The organism is Streptomyces sp. NPDC051018 (assembly GCF_044456085.1).
Lineage (GTDB): Bacteria > Actinomycetota > Actinomycetes > Streptomycetales > Streptomycetaceae > Streptomyces.
The window spans coordinates 525,883-546,429 of the sequence record NZ_JBITFN010000003.1 but is presented as its reverse complement, the minus strand read 5'-3'; the positions used below and the strand labels follow the sequence as shown (position 1 = coordinate 546,429).

The 20,547-nt window shown below is 73.9% G+C and carries 19 protein-coding genes; 15 read left to right on the top strand and 4 right to left on the bottom strand.

Translation table 11 applies throughout. The annotated features are described in order from the left end of the window. Positions 1–37: 37 nt before the first annotated feature. From truD to ACIBCM_RS08655, 14 genes are all read left to right on the top strand, one after another. On the top strand, positions 38–1,138 hold the full coding sequence (truD, locus tag ACIBCM_RS08720; RefSeq protein ID WP_399241230.1) for a tRNA pseudouridine(13) synthase TruD: 1,101 nt from the start codon (positions 38–40) through the stop codon (positions 1,136–1,138). After that, positions 1,135–2,478, top strand: coding sequence for an aspartate aminotransferase family protein (locus ACIBCM_RS08715; RefSeq protein WP_399241229.1), 1,344 nt, complete (start codon positions 1,135–1,137; stop codon positions 2,476–2,478). The genes truD and ACIBCM_RS08715 overlap by 4 nt, the downstream gene beginning before the upstream one ends. 109 nt (positions 2,479–2,587) lie before the next feature. Further along, positions 2,588–3,331 carry a class I SAM-dependent methyltransferase gene (locus tag ACIBCM_RS08710; RefSeq protein WP_399241228.1) on the top strand — a complete coding sequence of 248 codons (744 nt, stop codon included), beginning with the start codon at positions 2,588–2,590 and terminating at the stop codon, positions 3,329–3,331. 39 nt (positions 3,332–3,370) lie between these two features. Continuing rightward, the gene (locus ACIBCM_RS08705) at positions 3,371–5,062 is read left to right on the top strand and encodes a hypothetical protein (RefSeq protein WP_399241227.1); all 1,692 of its coding nucleotides are present in this window, start codon (positions 3,371–3,373) and stop codon (positions 5,060–5,062) included. Beyond that, entirely contained in the window at positions 5,059–5,724 is a 666-nt protein-coding gene (locus ACIBCM_RS08700; RefSeq protein ID WP_399241226.1) for a 2OG-Fe(II) oxygenase, read from the top strand. The genes ACIBCM_RS08705 and ACIBCM_RS08700 overlap by 4 nt, the downstream gene beginning before the upstream one ends. Next, on the top strand, positions 5,718–6,635 hold the full coding sequence (locus ACIBCM_RS08695; RefSeq protein WP_399241225.1) for a class I SAM-dependent methyltransferase: 918 nt from the start codon (positions 5,718–5,720) through the stop codon (positions 6,633–6,635). Before ACIBCM_RS08700 ends, ACIBCM_RS08695 begins: the two co-directional genes overlap by 7 nt. A 1-nt stretch (position 6,636) precedes the next feature. Further along, the gene (locus tag ACIBCM_RS08690) at positions 6,637–8,070 is read left to right on the top strand and encodes a hypothetical protein (RefSeq protein ID WP_399241224.1); all 1,434 of its coding nucleotides are present in this window, start codon (positions 6,637–6,639) and stop codon (positions 8,068–8,070) included. Beyond that, entirely contained in the window at positions 8,067–9,467 is a 1,401-nt protein-coding gene (locus ACIBCM_RS08685) for a hypothetical protein (protein WP_399241223.1), read from the top strand. The genes ACIBCM_RS08690 and ACIBCM_RS08685 overlap by 4 nt, the downstream gene beginning before the upstream one ends. Further along, the gene (locus tag ACIBCM_RS08680; RefSeq protein ID WP_399241222.1) at positions 9,464–10,171 is read left to right on the top strand and encodes a hypothetical protein; all 708 of its coding nucleotides are present in this window, start codon (positions 9,464–9,466) and stop codon (positions 10,169–10,171) included. Before ACIBCM_RS08685 ends, ACIBCM_RS08680 begins: the two co-directional genes overlap by 4 nt. A 366-nt stretch (positions 10,172–10,537) precedes the next feature. After that, on the top strand, positions 10,538–11,740 hold the full coding sequence (locus ACIBCM_RS08675) for a hypothetical protein (RefSeq protein ID WP_399241221.1): 1,203 nt from the start codon (positions 10,538–10,540) through the stop codon (positions 11,738–11,740). After that, positions 11,737–12,741 (top strand): tyrosine-protein phosphatase, encoded by a 1,005-nt coding sequence (locus ACIBCM_RS08670; protein WP_399241220.1) that lies wholly within the window; start codon positions 11,737–11,739, stop codon positions 12,739–12,741. Before ACIBCM_RS08675 ends, ACIBCM_RS08670 begins: the two co-directional genes overlap by 4 nt. After that, the gene (locus ACIBCM_RS08665) at positions 12,738–13,790 is read left to right on the top strand and encodes a GNAT family N-acetyltransferase (protein ID WP_399241219.1); all 1,053 of its coding nucleotides are present in this window, start codon (positions 12,738–12,740) and stop codon (positions 13,788–13,790) included. Before ACIBCM_RS08670 ends, ACIBCM_RS08665 begins: the two co-directional genes overlap by 4 nt. Then, positions 13,787–14,278 carry a hypothetical protein gene (locus ACIBCM_RS08660; RefSeq protein ID WP_399241218.1) on the top strand — a complete coding sequence of 164 codons (492 nt, stop codon included), beginning with the start codon at positions 13,787–13,789 and terminating at the stop codon, positions 14,276–14,278. The genes ACIBCM_RS08665 and ACIBCM_RS08660 overlap by 4 nt, the downstream gene beginning before the upstream one ends. Then, the gene (locus ACIBCM_RS08655; RefSeq protein WP_399241217.1) at positions 14,275–14,934 is read left to right on the top strand and encodes a 2OG-Fe(II) oxygenase; all 660 of its coding nucleotides are present in this window, start codon (positions 14,275–14,277) and stop codon (positions 14,932–14,934) included. The genes ACIBCM_RS08660 and ACIBCM_RS08655 overlap by 4 nt, the downstream gene beginning before the upstream one ends. A 277-nt stretch (positions 14,935–15,211) precedes the next feature. Here the strand turns inward: ACIBCM_RS08655 and ACIBCM_RS08650 are convergent, their stop codons facing one another. After that, positions 15,212–15,592: a nucleoside-diphosphate kinase gene (locus ACIBCM_RS08650; RefSeq protein ID WP_399241216.1), complete on the bottom strand. Its 381-nt coding sequence runs from the start codon at positions 15,590–15,592 to the stop codon at positions 15,212–15,214. Between the two features lie 170 nt (positions 15,593–15,762). Then, positions 15,763–16,518 carry an IclR family transcriptional regulator gene (locus ACIBCM_RS08645; protein WP_399241215.1) on the bottom strand — a complete coding sequence of 252 codons (756 nt, stop codon included), beginning with the start codon at positions 16,516–16,518 and terminating at the stop codon, positions 15,763–15,765. Positions 16,519–17,178: 660 nt separating this feature from the next. On the opposite strand from ACIBCM_RS08645, the gene ACIBCM_RS08640 reads away from it, so the two are divergent. Beyond that, complete coding sequence (locus tag ACIBCM_RS08640; RefSeq protein ID WP_399241214.1) at positions 17,179–17,967, top strand: IclR family transcriptional regulator; 789 nt, start codon at positions 17,179–17,181, stop codon at positions 17,965–17,967. 150 nt (positions 17,968–18,117) lie between these two features. On the opposite strand, the gene ACIBCM_RS08635 is transcribed toward ACIBCM_RS08640, so the two are convergent. Both ACIBCM_RS08635 and ACIBCM_RS08630 read right to left on the bottom strand, forming a co-directional pair. Next, a complete protein-coding gene (locus ACIBCM_RS08635) occupies positions 18,118–18,663 on the bottom strand; it encodes a GrpB family protein (RefSeq protein ID WP_399241213.1) in 546 nt (181 codons plus the stop codon). A 175-nt stretch (positions 18,664–18,838) separates the two neighbouring features. Continuing rightward, positions 18,839–20,278 (bottom strand): gamma-aminobutyraldehyde dehydrogenase, encoded by a 1,440-nt coding sequence (locus ACIBCM_RS08630; RefSeq protein ID WP_399241212.1) that lies wholly within the window; start codon positions 20,276–20,278, stop codon positions 18,839–18,841. Between the last annotated feature and the right edge of the window lie 269 nt (positions 20,279–20,547).

Sequence of the window (20,547 nt, the reverse complement as noted above, 5' to 3'; positions counted from 1 at the left end):
CGGCCGCCCGAGACCCCGGAGTGACCCACTGATGCCCATGCCGCTGCTCAAAGTCCGGCCGGAGGACTTCCGCGTCACGGAGAGCCTCGGGCTCGACACCACACACCCCGACGCCTCGACACACACCTATCTGCGCCTGTGGAAGAACGGTCTCACCACACACCAGGCCCTGGCCGGTCTCGCCACCGCACTCGGCGTCGGACCGGGGGACGTGGCCGCCGCGGGACTGAAGGACGAGGACGGCATCACCGAGCAGTACGTCTCGGTGGCGGGGGTACTCGCCCCGCCGGACGTCGAACGCGCCAATGAACACGGGCGGTCCGCCACCGGGGAGTTGCTCTGGCGGGTGACCGAACAGGGGACCGGCACGACCGCCCTGCGGACCGGGGTCCTCGACGGCAATCACTTCCGGCTCGTGGTCCGAGGTCTCGACGAGACATCCGCCAAGACCCTCTCCGAAGGACCGCAGCGGCACAACCACTTCTTCGTCAACTACTACGACACCCAGCGCTTCGGGGTGCCGGGCGGCCCCAGGCAGACCCATCTGATCGGCCGCGCGCTGCTCGACGGCGACGAGGACACGGCCTTCGAGCTGCTGCGCCGCTCCGGCTCGGCGGAGGGCGCGCGGGCGCTGCTGCATGAGGGGCCGTCCGGGGAGTTCTGGCGGCGACTCGATCCGCGTATCCCCGTCTTCTACCGCTGCGCGGACGCCTCGCACGAGTGGAACCGCCATGTGCGGGCGATCCTCGCCGATGTGGCCAGGGGAGAGGTGACCGGGGTCCAACGCGACGGCCTCGCCTACACCTTCCCCACCACACGCGACGCCGTCCTCGCCCTGCTGGAACGCCGCCCCGACCTCGACTATGTGCGCTACCGCTGGACGGACGGCGCCTGCGTACGCAGCACGGCCGCCCGGCCGACCGTGCTCCAGACCCAGATCTCGGTCCACGGCGTCGGGCCCGACTCCCTGCACTCCGGCCGGTTCGCCGCCACGGTCTCGTTCTTCCTGCCCTCCGGGGGTTATGCGACGGCGGCGGTCCACCAGTGGTTCGTCCAGACCCTCGGCCTCCGCGAGGAGGCCCCGTTCGACGATCCGGACGCCGCACGGCCCGCCGCGGTGGGCGGCGGGCGGGCATGAGCGGGACGGCCGGGGACGGGCGCCCGGACACCTCGGGCACGGCACGAGCCGTCCTGGGCCGGCTGCGCGAACACCAGTCACCGCGCATGGCGCTCCTCTACGGCATGAACGGCGCGGGCGCGGTCGAGGCGGGCGGCGAGGGAGCCCGGGTCGAGCTGTCGGACGGGCGCTCGGCCCTGGACTTCGGCAGCTACGCGGTCACCCTGCTCGGACGGCGGCACCCGGATGTGCTCCGGGCCGTCGGCGCCGAACTCGGCACCATGGCCGTCTCCACCCGCGTCCTGGCCAACGCCACCACGGTCCGCTTCGCCGCCGAACTCGCCGCGTACGCCGATCCCGGCCGGCTGACCAAGGTCTGGCTGGGCCTCAACGGCTGCGACGCCGTGGAGGCCGCCCTCAAGCTCGCCCGGCTGGCCACCGGCCGCGCCCGGGTCGTCGCCGTGGAAGGGGCCTACCACGGCAAGTCGCTGGGCGCGCTCGCCACCACCTGGCACCCCCGCTACCGCGGGTCGCTCGAACCCCTGCTCGGCGGGGTGACGCATGTGCCGCCGGATCCGGCGGCCGTACCCGGGGCGTTCGCCCGCGGTGACGTCGCCGCCGTCATCGTCGAGCCGGTCCAGGGCGAGGGCGGGGTACGGCCCCTGGAACCCGCCTTCCTCGCGGCCCTCGCCGACGAGGCACGCAGGCACGGTGCCTTCGTGATCGCCGACGAGATCCAGACAGGTCTGCGCCGGTGCGGGGAGCGGGCACTGAGCACCACACTCCCCCTCGCGCCCGACGCCGTGCTGTTCGGCAAGGCCCTGGGCGGGGGCGTCCAGCCCCTGTCGGCCCTGGTGGCGACTGAGGAGCTGTACGCGCCGCTGCTCGACGACCCGTTCGTGCACTCCACGACCTTCTCGGGCCATCCGCTCGGCGCGGCGGCCGGGAGCGCCGCACTGCGGGCCGTGGAGGACCTCGCCCCCCGGGGCCGGCGGCTGGAGTCCCTCCTGGCCGACGGCCTGGAGCGGCTACGGCGCCGTCATCCGGACCTGGTGACCGCCGTACGCGGACGGGGACTGCTGTGGGGCGTGGAGTTCGGCCCGGCCGGGGCGGGCGGCGATGTGCTGCTGGAGCTGAGCCGGCGGGGGCTCGTGGTCTCCCCGTGCCTGGGGCAGCCCCGGGTGATCCGTCTGCTGCCGCCCCTCGTGGCCACCGACGAGCAGGTCGAGGAGGCGCTGGACATCCTGGACGCGACCTGCGCCGCCGTTCCCGGGGAATTCCGTTCCGGCGCGCGAAACGCCTCCGCCGGTGACCGGAATGGCGCGATAGGTTCCCTCCGGGAGGCGGTACCCCGCCCGTGACGGCATCGTTCGGGTCACCGGGGCCGAGCGAGAGCCCCGGCACGGCCACAGCGCCGGGACACCCGGCCGCGGACCGGCCGTCCCGGTGCGCGATGAGGAGTGGAACACCATGGCTCGTCCCATGAGCTACGAGGACTTCGCAGTCCAGTACGACCAGGGCAGTGCGGACAACATCTACAACACACTGCTCGACCGCCCCGCCGTCCAGAGCAAGTGCCCGCCGCTGGACGGCCGGCGGGTGCTGGAGGCCGGATGCGCCGGCGGACGCCTCACCCGCTGGCTCGTGGACCAGGGCGCAGAGGTCGTCGCGCTGGACGCCAGTCCCACACTGGTGAAGCTGGCCGGCGAGCGGCTGGGGGAGAGCGCCGAGGTACGCGTACACGACCTCCGGGAGCCGCTCGCCTTCCTGCCCGACGCGTCCATCGACGTCGTGGTGTCCTCACTGACCCTGCACTACCTGGAGGACTGGGCCGGGCCGCTGTCCGAGTTCCGGCGCGTCCTGGCGCCGGGAGGGACCGCCGTCCTGTCCACCCACCACCCCCTCAACGACTTCGAGATCTCGCCCAGCGGCGACTACTTCCGCGTGGAGGAACTGCGCGACGAGTGGCCGAGCTTCGGGCCCCCGACTCCGGTCGTCCGGTTCTTCCGGCGCCCGCTCGGCCGGATGATCGACGATGTGCACCGCGCCGGGCTCGTTCTCCGCGAACTGTACGAGCCCCGGGCCGACCCGGCCCACCGGGAGCAGTTCGGAAAACGGTTCGACAAGCTGTCACGCAAGCCGTGGTTCCTCGTGCTGGTCCTCGCCCACCCGGGCGAGGGCGCCGGGGACGGGTTTGCCCACCCGGCCGGGTGACGCCACCACCCGGCTGACCACATCCCGAGGAGCAGCCGCGTGCCGAACACTCCATCCGCCACCGCCGCACAGGGCTTACGCCCCGACAGCCGTCCCTCTCCCGACGGACAGGCGCCGCCCTACTGGAACGTCGTCCAGGGCACGGAGGCCCTTCCGCGCCCCACGCTGAGCATGGGCGGCTTCAAGCACCTGCTGGTGCCGGCTCTGGCCGCCGCCTGCCTCTCCGACCGCCCGTGGCGGATCGGCAACGCCCCGCGCATCGAGGACCGCAGGGTGCTCTCGGCGACACTCCGGCACCTGGGCGCCTCGGTCGTCGACGACGGGCCACGCGTCACCGTCGACGCCTCCGGGCTCAGCGGGACCCGGATCCCCGGCGACTTGAGCGCGGGCATCCACGGCGGGGTGTATCTGCTGCCGGCCCTGCTCGCCGCCCGGGGAGAGGCCGTCTCCGGCGCCCACGGAGGGTGTGCCATCGGAGGCGGGACGGGCGGCGCCCGTCCGCTGTCCCACATGGCCTCCGTCCTGGAGCGGTTCGGCGCCCGCTGTGAGGCGGGCGCCGAGGGATTCAGGGCCACCGCCCCGCCCGGGGGACTCCGGGGGACCCGGATCGACCTCGCGGACTACGCGGACACCGAGCCGGGCACCGGCACCCTCACCGGCCCCCACTACTCCGGCGCGACCAAGACGGCTCTGCTGGCTGCCGTCACCGCGCGCGGGACCACCGTGCTGACCGACCCCTATCCCAAGCCCGACGCCCTGGAGCTGGCACGGCTGCTGGGCGCGGCCGGCGCCCGGATCGAGATCGCGCCGCGGCGGATCACCGTGGAGGGTCTCGGCGGCCCCCTGGACGGCGCCGAACTCACCCTTCCCTCCGACCTGATGGAGGTCGTCACCTTCATCGCCTGGGCGGTCCATCTGCGCCGTGAGGCCGATCTGCTGCTGGAGCGCCCGGACCTGGTCCGGGCGGGTCTCGCCCCGGAGCTGGAGTGCCTGTCCGCCATGGGCGTACCCCTGGACTGGGACGGGTCCCTGCTGCGCGTACGCCCGCCCGAACACCTCAACGCCGCCCGGGTCCTCGCCAGCTCGCACCATCTGTACAGCGACGCGGGCCCGCTGTTCGCCCTGATGCTGCTCGGAGCCGACAAACCGTCCCGGCTGACGGACGGGGTATGGACCGACCGCTTCCGCTACGCCGAGGGCCTGCGCGCCATGGGCGCCCGGCTCATCCGGAAGGACAATGAACTCCACATCACCCCCGGACCGCTGCACGCCGCGCCCCGGCCCCTGGTCGCCACCGACCTCCGGGCTGCCGCCACCCTGCTCCTCGCCGCACTGGGCACGGGCGCGCCCCACCGGCTCTACGGCGTGGGCCATCTGGCCCGCGGCTACGAGGACCTGCCGGCGAAGCTCGCCCTCACCGGAGCGCATATCGAGGTGCCGTCCGGGACGGGCGACCCAGCCGGGACGGCCGGATCACACACGGCCGGCACGCACACAACCGGAACGCACACAGTCGGATCACCGGCGGCCGCAGCACACACAGCCGGATCACCGGCGGCCGGAACACACACGGTCCGAACACCGGCGGACGCACCACACACAGCCGGGTCGCGGGCGTCCGGCACACCGCAGGACGCGGCACAGGCGCCCGGCACCCGGCCGGCCGACGCGGACAAGCACCGCGCGGAGACGGCCGGCACCGGCGCGGACGGAACGGGAGAAGCCGCATGACGACCACCTCGGTACTCGACTGGGAGGCCATCGCCCGCACCACCATGGCCGACGATCCCTTCGCCTGGGGCCTGGTGGGCGACTCCGTCCCGGGGGCCGCCACCAGGCGCGCCCTCGCGGCGGAGTTCCCCTCCGAGGGCTTCACGCTCACCGAACGGGCCCAGGGCACCGGAGCGGGCAAGGGCTACCGCACCTGGAACCTCTCCCTCGTCCAGGACGGCGTCCCCGTACCGGACGGCATGCGCCGGCTCACCTCCCTGTGGCACGCCCTCGTCGAATCCCTGCTCGACGCCCCCTACCGCACGGCGGTCGCCGAGGCGACGGGCCAGGACCTCGGCGGCTGCGAGCTGGAGGTGCGCGCCGTACGGTACGGCCCCGGCTCGTGGATCGACCCCCACACCGACCGCGCCGACAAGATCGTCACCCAGACCTGGTACTTCAACGACGGCTGGCGCCCGGACTGGAGCGGAGCCCTGCGCATCCTGCGCTCCCCGTCCGAGGACGACGTCGCCGCCGAGGTCCTGCCGGGACTGACCGACTCGGTCCTGCTCGTTCCCTCGCCCCGCTCCTGGCACACGGTGATGCCGGTGACCGACCGGGCGGAACAGTACCGGCACGTCCTGCTGGTGCACTTCGTCTCGAAGGAGCGGACGGCATGGTGACTCCGGTGGCGGACCCGTCCGGGGGCGACCAGACGGGGGTGCAGTACCGCTACCACCGCGACCTCTTCCCCGCGCTGCACGACTGGGAGCGGACCGAGCGCTCCATCGTCGAGTTCACCGGGGAGAGCGGACCGCGCGGGCTGCTGGGGCTGGATCAGATGGGCCACTTCGGCCCCCAGGGGTGCGACCTCGTCACCGGCGCCGTCCGTGAGACGGTCGGCCGCGAGGACGTCCCGCGTCCGGCACTGACCCTGTGCGAGCTCGGGAGCGGCTTCGGCGGCGCGCTGCGTCACATGGTGCACACACTGGCCGCCGAAGGCCCCGGAGTGGCCCGGATGTACGGCGTCGACCTCGTGCCCGAGCACTGCGCCGTCAGTCGGCGCATCAGCGCCGCGCAGGGACGCTCGGACGTGACCGAGATCTGCGCCGACGCCACGGAAGTGCCCCTGCCCGGCGCCTCGCTCGACGCGGTGGTGGTGACCGGCTCCATGCCGCACTTCCCCCGGCCCGGCGCGGTGCTGCGCGAGGCCGCCCGGCTGCTGCGCCCCGGCGGACTGCTCGTCGCCACCGAAGAGGTCAGCCTGGCGCCCGCCGGCGGTGGTCCGTCGGACGCCTTCCACGAGGTGCACCCTCCGGACGTCTTCTTCGTCACCTCCCTCCCGGAGCGGCTGCGCCAACTCCGGGAGGCGGGCCTGACCGATGTGGTGTGCCGGGATCTGAGCGAGTGGGCGGTCGCCCTGCTGGCCGAGCGGCTGAAGGTCGTACGCCTCTTCCGGGGGAGCGTCGCCGGCATCTACGGCGAGGAACCGGTGGACCTCATCGAGCGCACGCTCAGCACGGCGCGCGACGAGTATCTGGCGGGGCGTCTGCTGCCGGCGCTGCTGACCGCCCGGCGCGCGGAGGCGTCCTGAGATGGCACCCCCACCGCCCGCCCCCCGTACCGTCATAGCCGACTGGGGGCCGGTCACCTGGTCCTACACCGCGGAGAACGGCGCCGGGAACACCCCGGCGGACACCACGGCGACCGATACGGCGAACAGCAGCGCGTACGAGACCGCGGACGGCACCGGGTTCCCGGAAGCCACCGAGCCCCCGGACGGCACCACATACACGGACGGCGCCCGGGTGACGACCGAGCAGGGCACCGGGCGCGGCCCCTGGCACGGCACGGCGGCGGGCCCCGGGGGCGACGCCGAGTCCACGGCCGTCGCCGCCCATCTGGTGACCTCCCGGCCGTCCCCCTGGCCCCGGCCCGACCGGGTGCCGCTGGACATCCGCTCCACGGGACACACCACCGCCCTGGAGCGGCTGGAGCGCATCGCCTCGGGCCCGCCGGGCAGGCTGCGGGAGGAGTACTACCGCCCCGCACGGGACGGTTCCTGGGTACGCGCCCCCCACCGCCCGCCCGAGTCGGCGGAACCGGGGCTGCCACGGCACGCCCTGGTCCGGGACGACGAGGGCTGGTCGATCCTCCACGAGGACGCCACCGGACCGGCGGAGCGCGCCAGGACCGGGCAGATCCTGCTGCGCGCACTGGTGGCGGCCGAACTCGCGGCCCGGGGCGGGGTGACCGTGCACGCGTCCGCGGCGACGGACCGCACCGGCAGGGCCGTCCTGTTCCTCGGGGACTCCGGGGCCGGCAAGAGCACCCTGGCCCTGCAACTCGCCCGCAGGGAAGGCCGTCTCCTCAGCGGTGACCGGACCGTACTCGTCCCCGGACCCGGCGGCTGGTGGGCCGTCGGCGCGGGACTGCTGCCGAGGTTCCGCTGGGGCACGCTGGAGGGGCTCGGCCTGGCCGGGCGGGTGCGCGGGGCCGCGCTGCTGCGGCACGGCGGCGCGTCCCGCCGGGTGGCCGATCTCCCCGAGACACCGCCCAAGGTGGTGTTCACGCCGGGTGAGGCCGAACGCGTCCTCGGAGTGCGTACGGCCGACTGCGCCCCGCTGGGGCGTCTCGTGCTGATCTCCGGGAGCGGGCGGGAGAGGCCCCTCGTCCACGGGGTCACCCGGCGGTACGTGGTCGCGGCCGTACGGAGACAGGTACTGCCGTCCGACGCGGGATGCCTGGAACGGCCCTCCCGCGACACACGCACGCACGACCTGCCCGGGTCCGCACGCGCGTCTCACGACTACGCTCCGTGGGGCCGCCTTGTGGCCGGTCCGCCGCTGTCCGGCCGCTCCTCCCGGGACCGTGCCCTCCGTACGGCGGACATCGCCCGCCTGGTGCGCGAGGCGCCCGCCGCGGGCCTGGCGTGGGACCCCCTCAGGCATCGCGCCGACGAGGCTCTGGACGCCTGTCCGCCCGTCCGGAGCGTGGCCGCCCCCGACCGTCCGGCCCGGGCGACATGACGGGGCTCGCGGGGCCGCCCGGCCTGCTCCTCGGAGCACTCCTCCAGAGCGCCTCCTGCGCGGCGGCTGTCCTGCTCCCCGTGCGCTCGGCCCTCCCGGTCCTGTGCTGGCTGGGCGGGTGCTGGCTGCTGTACCGGGCCGGGGCCGCGCTGCGCGGGGCCGCGGAGGCCCCCACGGCCGCCGCGTGGGACCGGGCGGCCCGCACCCGGCTGCTGCGGGCAGTGCGCCGACTGGCCGGCTCCGGAAGCCATCGGACGTGGGTGAGCCTGGAACCGCATCTGTACGCGGCGGCCGGTGTCGCGATCCGCTGGGAACCCAAGCCGGGGCAGGCCGCCGTCCGCCTCGCGGACCTCGGTACCCGCACGCTGACCGTCGCCGCACTGTGCGCAGCCCTCGCGGTCATCGCGCCGGAGCAGGCGCCGGCAGCCGCCCTCGTACCCGCCCTCTGCGCCGTCGCCGCCCTCTGTCTGGCGCTCCGGCCGACAGGTCCGGGCGCGCGGGGCATTGGCCGCGGGGGCTGGACGGCGCGCCGCCGCGAGACCCGGGTGGCCGACGTCCTCGCGGGAGCCCTGGCGGTGGGTGCCGCCCTCGCCGCCGCGCTCACCGTCGGCGACCGGCCCGACGCTCCGGCGGGCCCGCTCCTCGCCGCGGTCGCGCTCGTTCCGTCCGTGTACCGGCTGGGGCGCGTGGACCTGTCGGCCGTACGGCACTGGAGGCTGACACAACGTCACCTGGCGGTCGTCGAGCGCGCGGCGGCCACGCTCCCCGACCCGCCGGGGGCCCGCTCCGGCGGCGAGGTGGTCGTGCCCGCACGGCCCTGCCGCCTGGGCTTCGCCGATCTGGCCGAGAACATCCACCTCGGCCTCCTGGACGAGCGCGATCCGCTGCCCGGCGGGCTTCCCCGCACCGTGCGGCTGTGCGGGCTGGAGGAGCTGGCGCGCACTCTGCCCCACGGCTGGCGGACCGTGCTGTCCGCGGAGTTCTCCGATGGGGCCGACCCGGACGAGGCGGCCTGGCGGCGGATAGGCGCCGCCAGGGTCAGCGCCCGTATCGAGGCGGGGGCGAGTGCGGTACGGCTGACGGCGGAACCCGACCCCCTGCTCGCCGCGGTGCTCGACGACTGGACCGCCCGTACCGGCGTACGGGTCGTCCCACCGCCACGGACGGACCCCGGCGGCACCACGGAACCCCACGGCACAACGGAACCCCACGGCACAACGGAACTCCACGGCACCACGGAATCCGGCGGCCCCGACGGCACCGCGGTGTCCGGTGACCGCGACGCCCGGCCGGACGGGGGCCCGGCGTCCGGCGCGCCCGCGCGACGGGACGGTTCCGTGCGCCGTACGGACATGCGGCCCGACGGGAACGTACGACTCGACGAGACCGCGTGGTGAGCCGGGCGCACCTCACCGTCGCGGTGGCCGCCCTGCTGAGCGCCACCGCCGCGCTGCCGGGGCCCGCCGCCGGGGCGGTGCTGCGGGCGGCGGGGACGGGCGCCCCCACGGCCCTTCCGCTTCTCGCCCTCGCGGCGACCCTGTGCTGCGCCGCCTGGCTGGACCGCTGGGCGGGCACGGGGGACGTGCCGGCACGGGAACCGGGGGACCGCGGCATCACACGGTTTCCGCCGACGGCCCGTCATATCCCCGACCGCTGCGCCCGATTGGCCGTTCTTCTCGCGGTGCACCCCCTGCTCGCCCTCGCTCTGCTGCCCCTGTGCCGTACCGTTCCGGCCACCCCGGTGCCGGCGCTCGCGGGCCCGGACGCCGACGCGGCCCGGGCGCTGCGCCGTATCGTGCGTACCGCGACCGAGCAGGACGCCCGGGACACCGCCTCCGCCGTGCCGCTCAACCGGCTGCTGCTGCGCCACCACACCCGGTTCTCCGCGCGGGTCGCGCGCGCCACGGAGCGGTCGGCCCGGCGGACCGCGCTGACGGGGCTGCGCGGCCGTCTGCCCTATCTGTACGCCCTGGTGCTCGCGGTCCCGGGGACGGCGCTCGCCGGTGCGGGGGCGGCGGGCAGCTCCGCCACCGCACCGGCCGTCTGTGTGTTCCTCACCGTCGTCACCACACCCCTGACCGGCGGCAGCCGGTACGAGTGACGGCCACTCCTCCGTCCAGCAGACCTCGGACGCCCAACACACCCGGACGCCCAACACATCCAGGAAGACCGGGCGGTAGGCCACCGCACGTGCCCTCTCCGCGCGCCGGCACGGGTCCATCGACACCCCCGGCCGTCCACTGCTCCACCGGCGGTCCGGCGTTCCGCCCGGCGGGCACGCGTTCCGCCCCGCGGAACCACACGCGCCAGGGGCCGATCGCCGTTCCATTGTGAGGGAAAGTCACTTCCCCGGCGCTTTCCGGCCGGTCAGGATCACAGCGTCGGTCCGCGCACCACCCGGGCCACCACCACGGCGGCGCGGCCCCGCGGGACACCGCGCACCCACGCCCCTGGACGAAGGAGGCCCATGGCCGTCGCCCCCGTATCACCCGAGACAGGCCACCCCCCGTCCCCGCCGTTTTCGGCCGGAACACAGACGTTCGGGCTCGCCCTGCCGCCCGCCGGGCTGACCGTCCACAGCGAGGTGCCCGGTCTCCGCGAAGCGGTCACCGCCCTGGTCCATCCGCTGTTCGAGGTCACGGACACGGTGTCCCCGGGCGCCTCCCGCCTGTGGGTCGTGCCGCGCGCCGGGCGGGCGCTTCCGGGCGAACAGGAACTGCTCACCGCACCGCAGATGCTGCTGCACCCGGACGGGCCCCGGCTGGCCGTCCTCGAAAGCTCCCACGAACGGACCGTGGTCGTGCGCCACGGCGAGCAGGACAGCGCGCCCCTGGTGATCACCGCCCGGCCCGACGCCCGGGAGATGACGGTCGAGATGCCCGACGGCCTCTCGCTGTCGGTGCGGGCCCTGGTCCGGCTGCTCGGTTCCCTCCTCGGCACCCAGCTCATCCGCCGTGGCGCGGTGTTCCTGCACGGGTCGGCGGTCGCCGCCGACGGGGCCTCGATCGTCATGCTCGGCCCCAAGCACCGGGGGAAGTCGTCGCTGGCGTTCCTCGCCGTGACCCTGTGCGGGGCGGACTTCGTGTCCGACGACACCCTCGTCGTCTGGGCGGACCACAAGGCGGCCCCGCCCGTGCTGCGGGGCTGGCCCAAGCGCGTGGGCATCGGTACGGCCCTGCTCGCGGGCCATCCCGCGCGCGGTGCGTTCGAGCGCGCACGGCTGCGGCGCCGGAGGCAGGGGGACCTCCGTACGGCGCGGGAAGGGACCTGGAGCACCGGGCCCGAGAGCAGGAAGCGGCTCTTCACGGACCTGGACGAGTTCACCGCGCTGACCGGAGCCTCGATCGCCACCGGCACCCGGCCCGCGGGCATCGTCCTGCCCCGGGCCGACCGGGACCGGCGGGGATGGCGTATCGAGCCCGTCGCCGACCGCGCGGGGGCGCTGCGCGACTCGGTCCTCGCCGGGGGTGAGCTGCGGAACTACAGCGACTATCTGAGCCTGCTGTCGGGCCCCCGCCCCGAACCCGACGTCCGCGCCGCGGTGTTCGGCGCGCTGGACGACCTGCCGTGTGTGACGGTGGAGTACGGGCCGGACGCCAACGCGGACTTCCCCCGGTTCTGGGGCGAGATCACCGCGGCGCTCGCGCTGCCCGGCCGGGAAGGGCGGTGAACACCGTGCCGGACACCCCGGGAGTCAACCACCGTATGCCGCGCGCGACCGGCCTGAGGCCCGGCATCGCGCACCGGAGCGGTGATGTCACGGCGTTCACGGCCGAGGAGGCGGGTGTGCTCGCCGAGCGGCACGGTCTCGCCACGGTGCTCGACCTCAGATCCGCGCCGGAGGTGGAGCGCTACGGACCGCCGAGGGGTTTCCTGGCACACGGGGTGCGCTGGCTGCGCGTACCGCTGACCGGCTACCCGCGCGACACCATCGCCGCCCGGCGGCCCGATGTCGCGGACCGCGCCCGCTATCTGCACGGCATCCTGACCGACTCCGTCCCCGGAAGCTGGACCCGGCTCTTCCGGGCGCTCGCCCAGGTGGCCGACCGCCCGTTCCTGATCACCTGTCATTTCGGGAAGGACAGAACGGGGGTGGTGACCGCGGCCCTGCTGTCACTGGCCGGCGCCTCCGCGCGGGAGATCGCCGCCGACTACGCCGCCGGGACCGCGGATCTGCTGGCCGCGGCCGACCGGTTCCGGGACAAGTGGCTGCGCCGCGGCCACACCCGTGAGGACTATCTCTCCCGGCTGCGTACCTCGCCGGTGACGATGGAACGCTGGCTCGCCGAGGTGGACGCCCGGTACGGCGGTATCGGGCCCGCGCTCGCGGGTGTGGGGGTGGCGGGCGGCGACATGGCACGCGTACGGGATCTGCTGTCGGTACCCGCCCACCCGGGCGCGCCCGATTCCGAGGCACCGCCCGATTCCGACGCACCGCCCGGTCCCGTACCGGCGGGTCCCGCCGTCTCGCGTGGTCCCGTACCCACCGATTCCGCCGTCCCGCCCGGTCCCGTTCAGGCCGATTCCGACCAGGCCGATTCCGTTCAGGCCGGTCCCGTCCTCCCCTCGCGTTCCTCCGTCCGGTCCGCCGCGGCGGACCGTGGAGCGGCGACCCCGGGCGGCTCCGGCGATCCGGCGGCCCCCGGCGGCACCGAGAAGGCCCTCCGGTGAGCGGGTACGCGAAACCGGACGGCGTCCAGGTCCGTACGCCCGTGTCCACCGCGCTGTGGCAGGAGGTGTGCGCCGAGGCGGGAGCGGACGTGCTGCCGAGCCAGACACCGGGGTGGCGGGACGCGCTGTGCACCCAGGGGTGGCAGGACGCGACCCGGCTCCACACCTGGCGGGACGGCACCCGGATCCTGGTGCCGCTGGCCCGGACCGGCACCGGCGAGGGCGCCGAGTACGCCTCGTGGCCCGCGGGCTGGGGGATCGGCGGGGTGATCGTGCCCCCGGACGGTCTCACCCCCGAACGCGCCCGCACGGTGCTGCGCGATCTGATGTCGCTGCCCGCGCGGCGGATCTATCTGCGCCCGCACCCCGCCACGACGGCCCAGTGGGACACGCTGGTCCCCCCGGGGACCCTCCGCAATCCCCGGCTCACCCAGATCCTGGACCTCGGCACGGGACTCGACCACATCTGGCGCCACCGCTTCCACCGCAATGTGCGCAACGCGGTGCGGCGAGCCGAACGCGCGGGGCTGACGGTCGAACAGGACGGTACGGGACGGCTGGTCCCGGAGTTCTACCGGCTCTTCGAGCTGTCGATCGAGCGCTGGGCCGAGCAGTCGGACGAGCCGGCCGACCAGGTGCGGCGGCGGGTGCGGGAGAAGAACCCGCAGGCCAAGTTCGCCGCCGTGGCCCGGCGGCTGGGGCCCGACTGCCGTGTCTGGCTGGCGCGGCACGAGGGGCGGCCCGTCGCCGCGCTGGTCGCCCTGCACCGGGGGCCGCAGATCGTGTACTGGCAGGCGGCCATGGACAAGGCGGCGGCGGCCAGGACCAAGGCCGCCTCCTACCTGCTGTATCTGCTGATCGAGGACGCCTGCCAACGGGGCGCCCGGACGCTCCACATGGGAGACACCTATCCCGGCACATCGGTGACGGCGTTCAAGGCGTCCTTCGGCCCGGACGCGTACGACACGGCCGGTTACTGGCTCCCCGGTTCCGTCGGCAGTGCGGCCGACGCCGGTTCACCGCGGAAGGAAGGCATAGCCACGCCATGAAGGACCGCCACTGGAGGACCCGTTACCGCGTCGGCGACGCCGAGGCCTGGGGTACCTCGCTGGACAGCGCGGAGCGCCGGCTGCGCGCGCCCCACGCCGAACCCGCCGACTTCGGTCTCTACCTCGACGAACGCTGGCGCGGTGAGACGGATGCCCGCACCCCCTACTTCGTGTTCTGGCCCACGCTTGAGGCCCCGGTGGAGTCGTCCCTGCTGATATCGCTCGTCAAGGAGCTGGCCGTCGAGCTGAGGAACGGTGCCACGGTCGAGGTCGCCTGCTTCGGGGGACACGGGCGGACGGGCGCCGCCCTGGCCTGCCTGGACATCGTGCTGGGCGAGGTGACGGCCGAGGACGCCGTGGCCCGGATCCGCCGCGAGTACTGCCCTTTCGCGGTCGGGTCCGCCGAGCTGGAACGGTTCGTCCTGGACGCCGAGAAGTCCCTGCTGCCCGGCACCCGTGATTCGCTGCACGCGACGGAGGCCCCGTGAACACCCCCATGGTCTCCCTCGACGGCACCACGGTCGAGGACGACCCGTTCCGCTGGTACCACGTCATCGACACCTTCCGCCCCGGGGACGTCGCCGCGCTGCGCGAGACGTTCCCGGGCGACGGTTTCCGCATGGTCACCCGTACGGGCATGGACAAGTCGTACGCGATGCACCACCGGCTGCTCCATCCCCTCGGAGCCGACGGCGACGGTGACGGCGATGACGGGGCCGCCCCACTCCCCGGCCCCTGGCGGGACTTCGTCGCGGAGGTGACCGCCCCCGGCTACCGGGAAGCGGTCGCCGCCCTGACCGGTCTGCCGCTGGAGGACGCCCATGTGGAGGTCAATCTCTGGCGGTACGGACGCAGCTGCTGGCTCGATCCGCATGTGGACAAGCCGGAGAAGCTGGTCACCCATGTGCTCTATTTCAACGAGTCGTGGCCCGAGGACCGGGGCGGTGATCTGCTGCTGCTCGGCTCCTCGTCCGTGGACGACGTGGTCCGGCGGGTCGTCCCGGCGGCCAACACCGGGGTTCTCCTGGTGCGGGGGGACAAGAGCTGGCACGCCGTGGACCGGGTACGTGACTGCGACCCCGGGCTGGAACGGCTGTCCGCCCAGGTGGTCTTCCACCAGGGCGGTCTGACGAGCGACACCTGACGGCTCGGCGCCCGGCGTCCCTTGCCCGGTTGCCCGGCGGTCCCGGGGCCTGGCGGTCCGGGGCCTGGCGCTCGCCGGGCGGCGGGCCGGACGTGGAGCCGGAGAGGCCCCAGGTCCTGGAGCCGGAGAGGCCCCAGAACCGCACGCCGTCCCGCCGGGGAGCGGGACGGCGCCCGGGAGCCGGAGAAACCCGGGCCGTGGCGGACGCCCGGCCCTGAACGCCGACGACCCCACCGGTACCGGGTCCCGCGGGCGGCCCGACCGCCCGCGAGCCCCCTCAGTCCTCCCGCCGTCCGCGCCCCACGAGCGGACCGAACACGTTCCGTTCATGGTCCCGCTCACCGGTCGTCTCCGGACAGTGGGCGACATTGCGGCGGGCATCCGTACCGAAGCGGCGGCGGATGTCCTTCTTGACCCGGCGCGCCCGGCGCAGCGCGTCGTCGCCGACCACCGCCAGGAGGAGCATGGGCCCCTCGCACAGATACGCCAGCGTCAGCCGCCCGTCCGGCTCGTTCAGCTTCTCCGGGTACCAGCGCTCCGCCTGGCGGCGGGTCAGCCGGAGGCGGCCGACGATCTCGACCGCCAGCCCCTCCCGCCGCAGGGCGCGGATCACCTCGGAGGCCAGCCCCCGGCTCACCCCGTCGGGTTTGACGAGCACATGGGTGTCCCGCGCCCGGTCGCACGGCGCCGGACGATCCCCGGCGTACGGCGGAGGACGACCCCCGGCGTACGGCGGAGGAAGGTCCTCGGCCCCCGATACGGGCGGTTCCTCACCGGCCGCAGGCCGCCCGGCGGCGGACAGCGGCCAACCGCGTGCCTTCCGGCGCCTCACAGGGCGGGCACCATCCCGGGTGCCCCCCTGAGATCACGTGACAGCTCCGCGCCGGCCGCACGCAGGGGCGAGGCCGTTCTGAGCAGATGCAGCCGGTCCTGACTGCCCGCCACGGCCAGCGCGGCGACGGGGGAGTCGGTCGCGTCCAGTACGGGCACGGCGACGGCGACCGCCTCCAGTCCGCAGTGGGCGACGGCGAATCCCTGCTCCGCCACCCGGCCCAGTTCCTCGGGCGCGAGTCTGCGTACGGCCCGGTGCGCGCGGTATCTCCTGGCGCGGTCGGGTCCGGCCGGGTCCGACCGCGCCCGGTGCGCGCGGAACACCTGTGCCACCGCGGAGGCGGAAGCCTCGCTCTCGGCGGGCAGATACGCGGCCGCGCGCGGTCCGCGCCCGCCGCGGCTGTCGGCCATCGCCCCGTCGAGGCCGTCCGAGAGATACAGGAACACGGTCTGCCGGGTGAGATCGTGCATCCGGTTCAGATGCGGGAGCGCCAGTTCGCGCACGATCCGCTGGCGTGGCACCCGCGTTCCGAGGGCGAACAGGTTGAGCCCGAGACGCAGCCCCCGCTCGGCGCGCTCCAGCATGCCCGCGTCGACCAGCTCCGATATCAACCGGTGGGCCGTCGCCTTGGGCAGCGCGGTTCTGCGCGCTATCTCGGAGAGGGTCAGTTCCGACTCGCCCGGGCGGAAGGAGTGCAGAATGGAGAGCCCCCGGGCGAGCATGGACCGTACCGGCTGAGTCTGGCTCGTCACGCGAGATTCCTTCCGGCGGCACCGGTTCTGCCCGCCGGGTGTGATCCGGGAAATAAGGTCCTTGCGGTCTCCTGATGATTCGCCATTCCCGATCCCCTCGTCATGTGCCGAACTGAATCTCATATTCCGCGGATCGCGGATGATTCAGTGATCTTCGACATCCTGTCGGCAGTGGCCAAGAAGCTGTGCGTATCACAGTGTTGACATCCTTCGAGATCCTACTCAACAAGCTTTCCAGTGAACGGAAAAGTGCAAGTTTGTTCTATGGGTGCAAGGCGACTCGCCGACATGGCGGGATCTCGTCCGTCGGTTCGTGAATTCCGGTGCGGGCGTCCTGTCGATCGGGCATCCGTTTTCGGCCAGGGGAACCGGATCGCTCCGGGGGAATGCAAGATCGGTGCCGGATGTCCTGTGAGCTCCCATGAGCGCTGTGGTGCGCTCCTGTGATCCCCCGGGTGATTCTTTACTCCCGGTGTGTCGGGGCGTCATCGTTGGGCACACTGACGTGAATGAGCGCTAAGCGCGTATATTTGCGAATCATTGCCGAGTCGCTGTCTTTCCGGGTGCGGGGGTCTGGTCATGGGGTGAACCGGCGTGAGGCGGTAGTCATCTGACCCCTATGTGCACGTATATGTGTGCCAATGAAGGGAAAATGACGGAATGTCCATTCAGTCCGGCCGCCCCAAGCGCTCGTCGGTCGACCGTACATTCAACGTCCTCAGCGCCTTCGACCAGCACAATCAGGCGCTGACGCTCAGCGACATCAGCCGGCGGTCCGGCCTTCCGGTGGCGACGGTCCATCGCATCGTGGCCAAACTGCACAGCAGGGGAGCCCTGGAGCGCGCCGCCACCGGGGAGTACTGCATCGGGCTGCGGCTCTGGGAGCTGGGCACGCTCGCCCCGCGGGGATCAGTGCTGAGGGAGGCCGCACTGCCCCATCTGATGACCTTCCGCACCCAGGCCGCCTCGACGGTGATCCTGGCGGTCCGCGACGGCACGGAGACCTTCTGCCTGGAGATGATCTCCGACGGCGGACGCCAGCGCCCGCCCCTGGCGGCTCCGGGGGGCCGGGCACCCCTGCACACCAACGCGCCCGGCCTCGTCCTGCTCGCCCACGCCGCCCCCGCCGTACGGGACGAGGTCTGCTCCCTGCTGCTGCGGCCCTCCCGCCCCCGGGACGGTCTGACGTCCCCCGCGCTGCGGGGCGTGCTCGGGCAGGTCAGAAGACAGGGGTACGCGGTGACGGGACATCAGGAGCCCGGGCGGACCGCCCTGCTGGCCGCACCCGTTAGAGCCGCGGGCGGCATGGTCGTCGCCGCCCTCGGCGTCCTCAGGGACAGCGGACCCGAGGACCGCCCCGAACTGCTGCCGCTGGTCCTGGCCACGGCCGACGCCATCTCCGAGCAGCTCGCCGCGCCCGCCCGCGGATCCCTGAACACCGCGATCTGAGGCTCCGGCCGCGCGCCGCACGGCCCGGGGCCGCCCACCCGCCCCGATCCGCCGTGCGGGCCGAGGTCCGCCGTACGGGCGGGAGCGCGGCCCCGCCGTCCGTGATCCCCGCCCCTTCGCTCCGGCCGCGTCCACCGGCGGGGTTGCGGCTCAGGCGTCGCTGGGACCCGGTGTCCAGCCGGTGTCCCGGGCCCAGGCGTCGGCCCGGCGGATGACGTCCCATACGTAGGGCTCCTTGGCCTCCGCGTAACCGCGCCGGTCATCGGCGAACACCGCCGCGTTCCGCCGCTTGACCGCCGCGTACTCCTCGACGGCGGCCGGATGGCACCGCAGGAAGTCCCGGAACAGCAGGGGGAACTGCTGGGAGAAGCTGCCCAGCTCCCGTACGTGCACATGGGTGCGGCTGTGGCCGGGGGCCTCCCGGAAGTAGCGCTTGGTCCGTTCGGGATTGCTGGCGCGGTACACATAACCGATGTCCTCCAGCGGCTTCCGGAAGGCTTCCAGAGGGTGGAACGACCGCACCGAGACCTGGATGTCGATCACCGGCTTGGCGGCCAGTCCCGGAACCGATGTCGAGCCGATGTGGTCGATCCGCACCGCGGTGTCGCCGAGCGCCTCCCGCAGGGCCGCTGCCAGCCGGCCGAACGACGCGGGCCACGAGGGCCGGTAGTCCACGATCTCCACGGGGTCCGCCATACCCTCATTGTTCCAGGCACGGCCGGGGGCGCACGGCGGCACAGCGGGTCCCTGCGGGAGCGCACGGGGCGGTGGCAGGGGGCATGGCGGGGGCGGTACGGGCGGGGCGGCGGTGGTACGGGAGCCGGGCGGGCCCCCGCGGCCCGGGACCGGGGCGGACGCACCGGCAACCCGCTCAGTGGGCTGACATCACATGCTTGATCCGGGTGTAGTCCTCCAGCGCGTACACCGAGAGGTCCTTGCCGTACCCGGAGTGCTTGAAGCCGCCGTGGGGCATCTCCGCCACCACCGGGATATGGGCGTTGATCCACACACAGCCCGTCTCCAGCGCCGAGGCGAACCGCAGGGCCCGGGAGTGGTCGCGGGTCCACACACTGGCGGCCAGCCCCTGGCGTACATCGTTGGCCAGGGTCAGGGCCTCGTCCTCCGAGGCGAACTCCTGCACGGTGACGACAGGGCCGAACACCTCCTCCTGAACGATCTCGTCCCGCTGGCGCACATCGGCGACCACGGTCGGCGGGTAGAAGAAGCCCTCCCGGCCCTCGATCCGCCGGCCGCCCGTGACCACCCGTGCCCAGCGCGGCAGGCGGTCCACGAATCCGGCCACCCGGCCGAGGTGCTCCGCGCTGATGAGCGGGCCGAGGTCGGCGTCCTCACCGGGTCCGCCGACCCGGAGCGAGGCCGCCTTCCCGGCCAGCGCCTCGGTCAGCTCGTCGCGGATCCTGCGGTCGGCGAGCACCCTGGCCGCCGCGATGCAGTCCTGGCCCGCGTTGAAGTACCCGGCCGCCACGATGTCCGCCGCGGCTCGCTCCACATCGGCGTCCCGGCAGACGACGACGGGCGCGTTGCCGCCCAGTTCCAGGTGCAGCCGCTTGAGATCCCCGCTCGCAGACCGCGCCACCTCCCGGCCGCCGCGCGTGCTGCCGGTGAAGGAGACCAGGTCGACGGCGGGGTGCCGGACCAGGTCCCGGCCGGTGTCCCGGTCCCCGCAGACCACATTGAGAGCCCCGGGAGGCAGGAAGGGGGCGGCGATCTCCGCCAGCAGCAGCGTGGTGAGCGGGGTCTGCTCGGCCGGCTTGAGGACCACCGTATTGCCCGCCGCGAGCGCCGGCGCGATCTTCCAGACCGCCATCATGAGCGGGTAGTTCCACGGTGTGATCTGCGCACACACCCCCACCGGCTCCCGGCGGATCACGGAGGTGTGGCCGGGCAGGTACTCACCGGCCGCGACGCCCGGCGGCACCCGGGCCGCGCCCGCGAAGAACCGCAGCTGATCGATGGACGGAGCCAGTTCCTCCTCGGCCATGGCCCGGCGCGGCTTGCCCGTGTTCAGGCACTCCAGCGCCACGAGTTCGCCGGCGCGTTCCTCCAGCGCCCCGGCGATCCCCAGCAGCGCCTGCGCCCGGGCGCCCGGAGTGGTCCGGCGCCAGGTCTCCAGGGCGCGCCCGGCCGCCCGGCACGCCCTTTCGACGTCCTCGGCCCCCGAGACCGGAGCTTCGCCGAAGCTCTTCCCGGTGCTCGGGTCGACGAGTTCCGTGACCCGGCCGCCGGCGGCCGGAACGCGGGCCCCCGCGATGAAGTTCTCCGGTCGCGCCACAGCGTCTGACTCACTCATGTCCCGTCCCTCCCATGGTCGTTCCGCGTGGTGGTGCCCGTCCCGTGGCCGTCGGTGGTGGCTGTGCCGTGGTTGTTCTCGCCGCTGTCCCCGTGGTCGTTCTCGACAGGGGTCGCCGTGCCGGGAGGTGCCGGGTGGTGGTGCCCGGAGCGGTCGCCGGCCCTCCCGCCGCCCGGCGGCCTCGCGGTCCGCCGCCCGGCCGACGACCGCCTCGCCACTCTCCGTTGCCCTCGGGGGAAGGATTTGCTTCCGGTTTGCGGTGGCAAGCG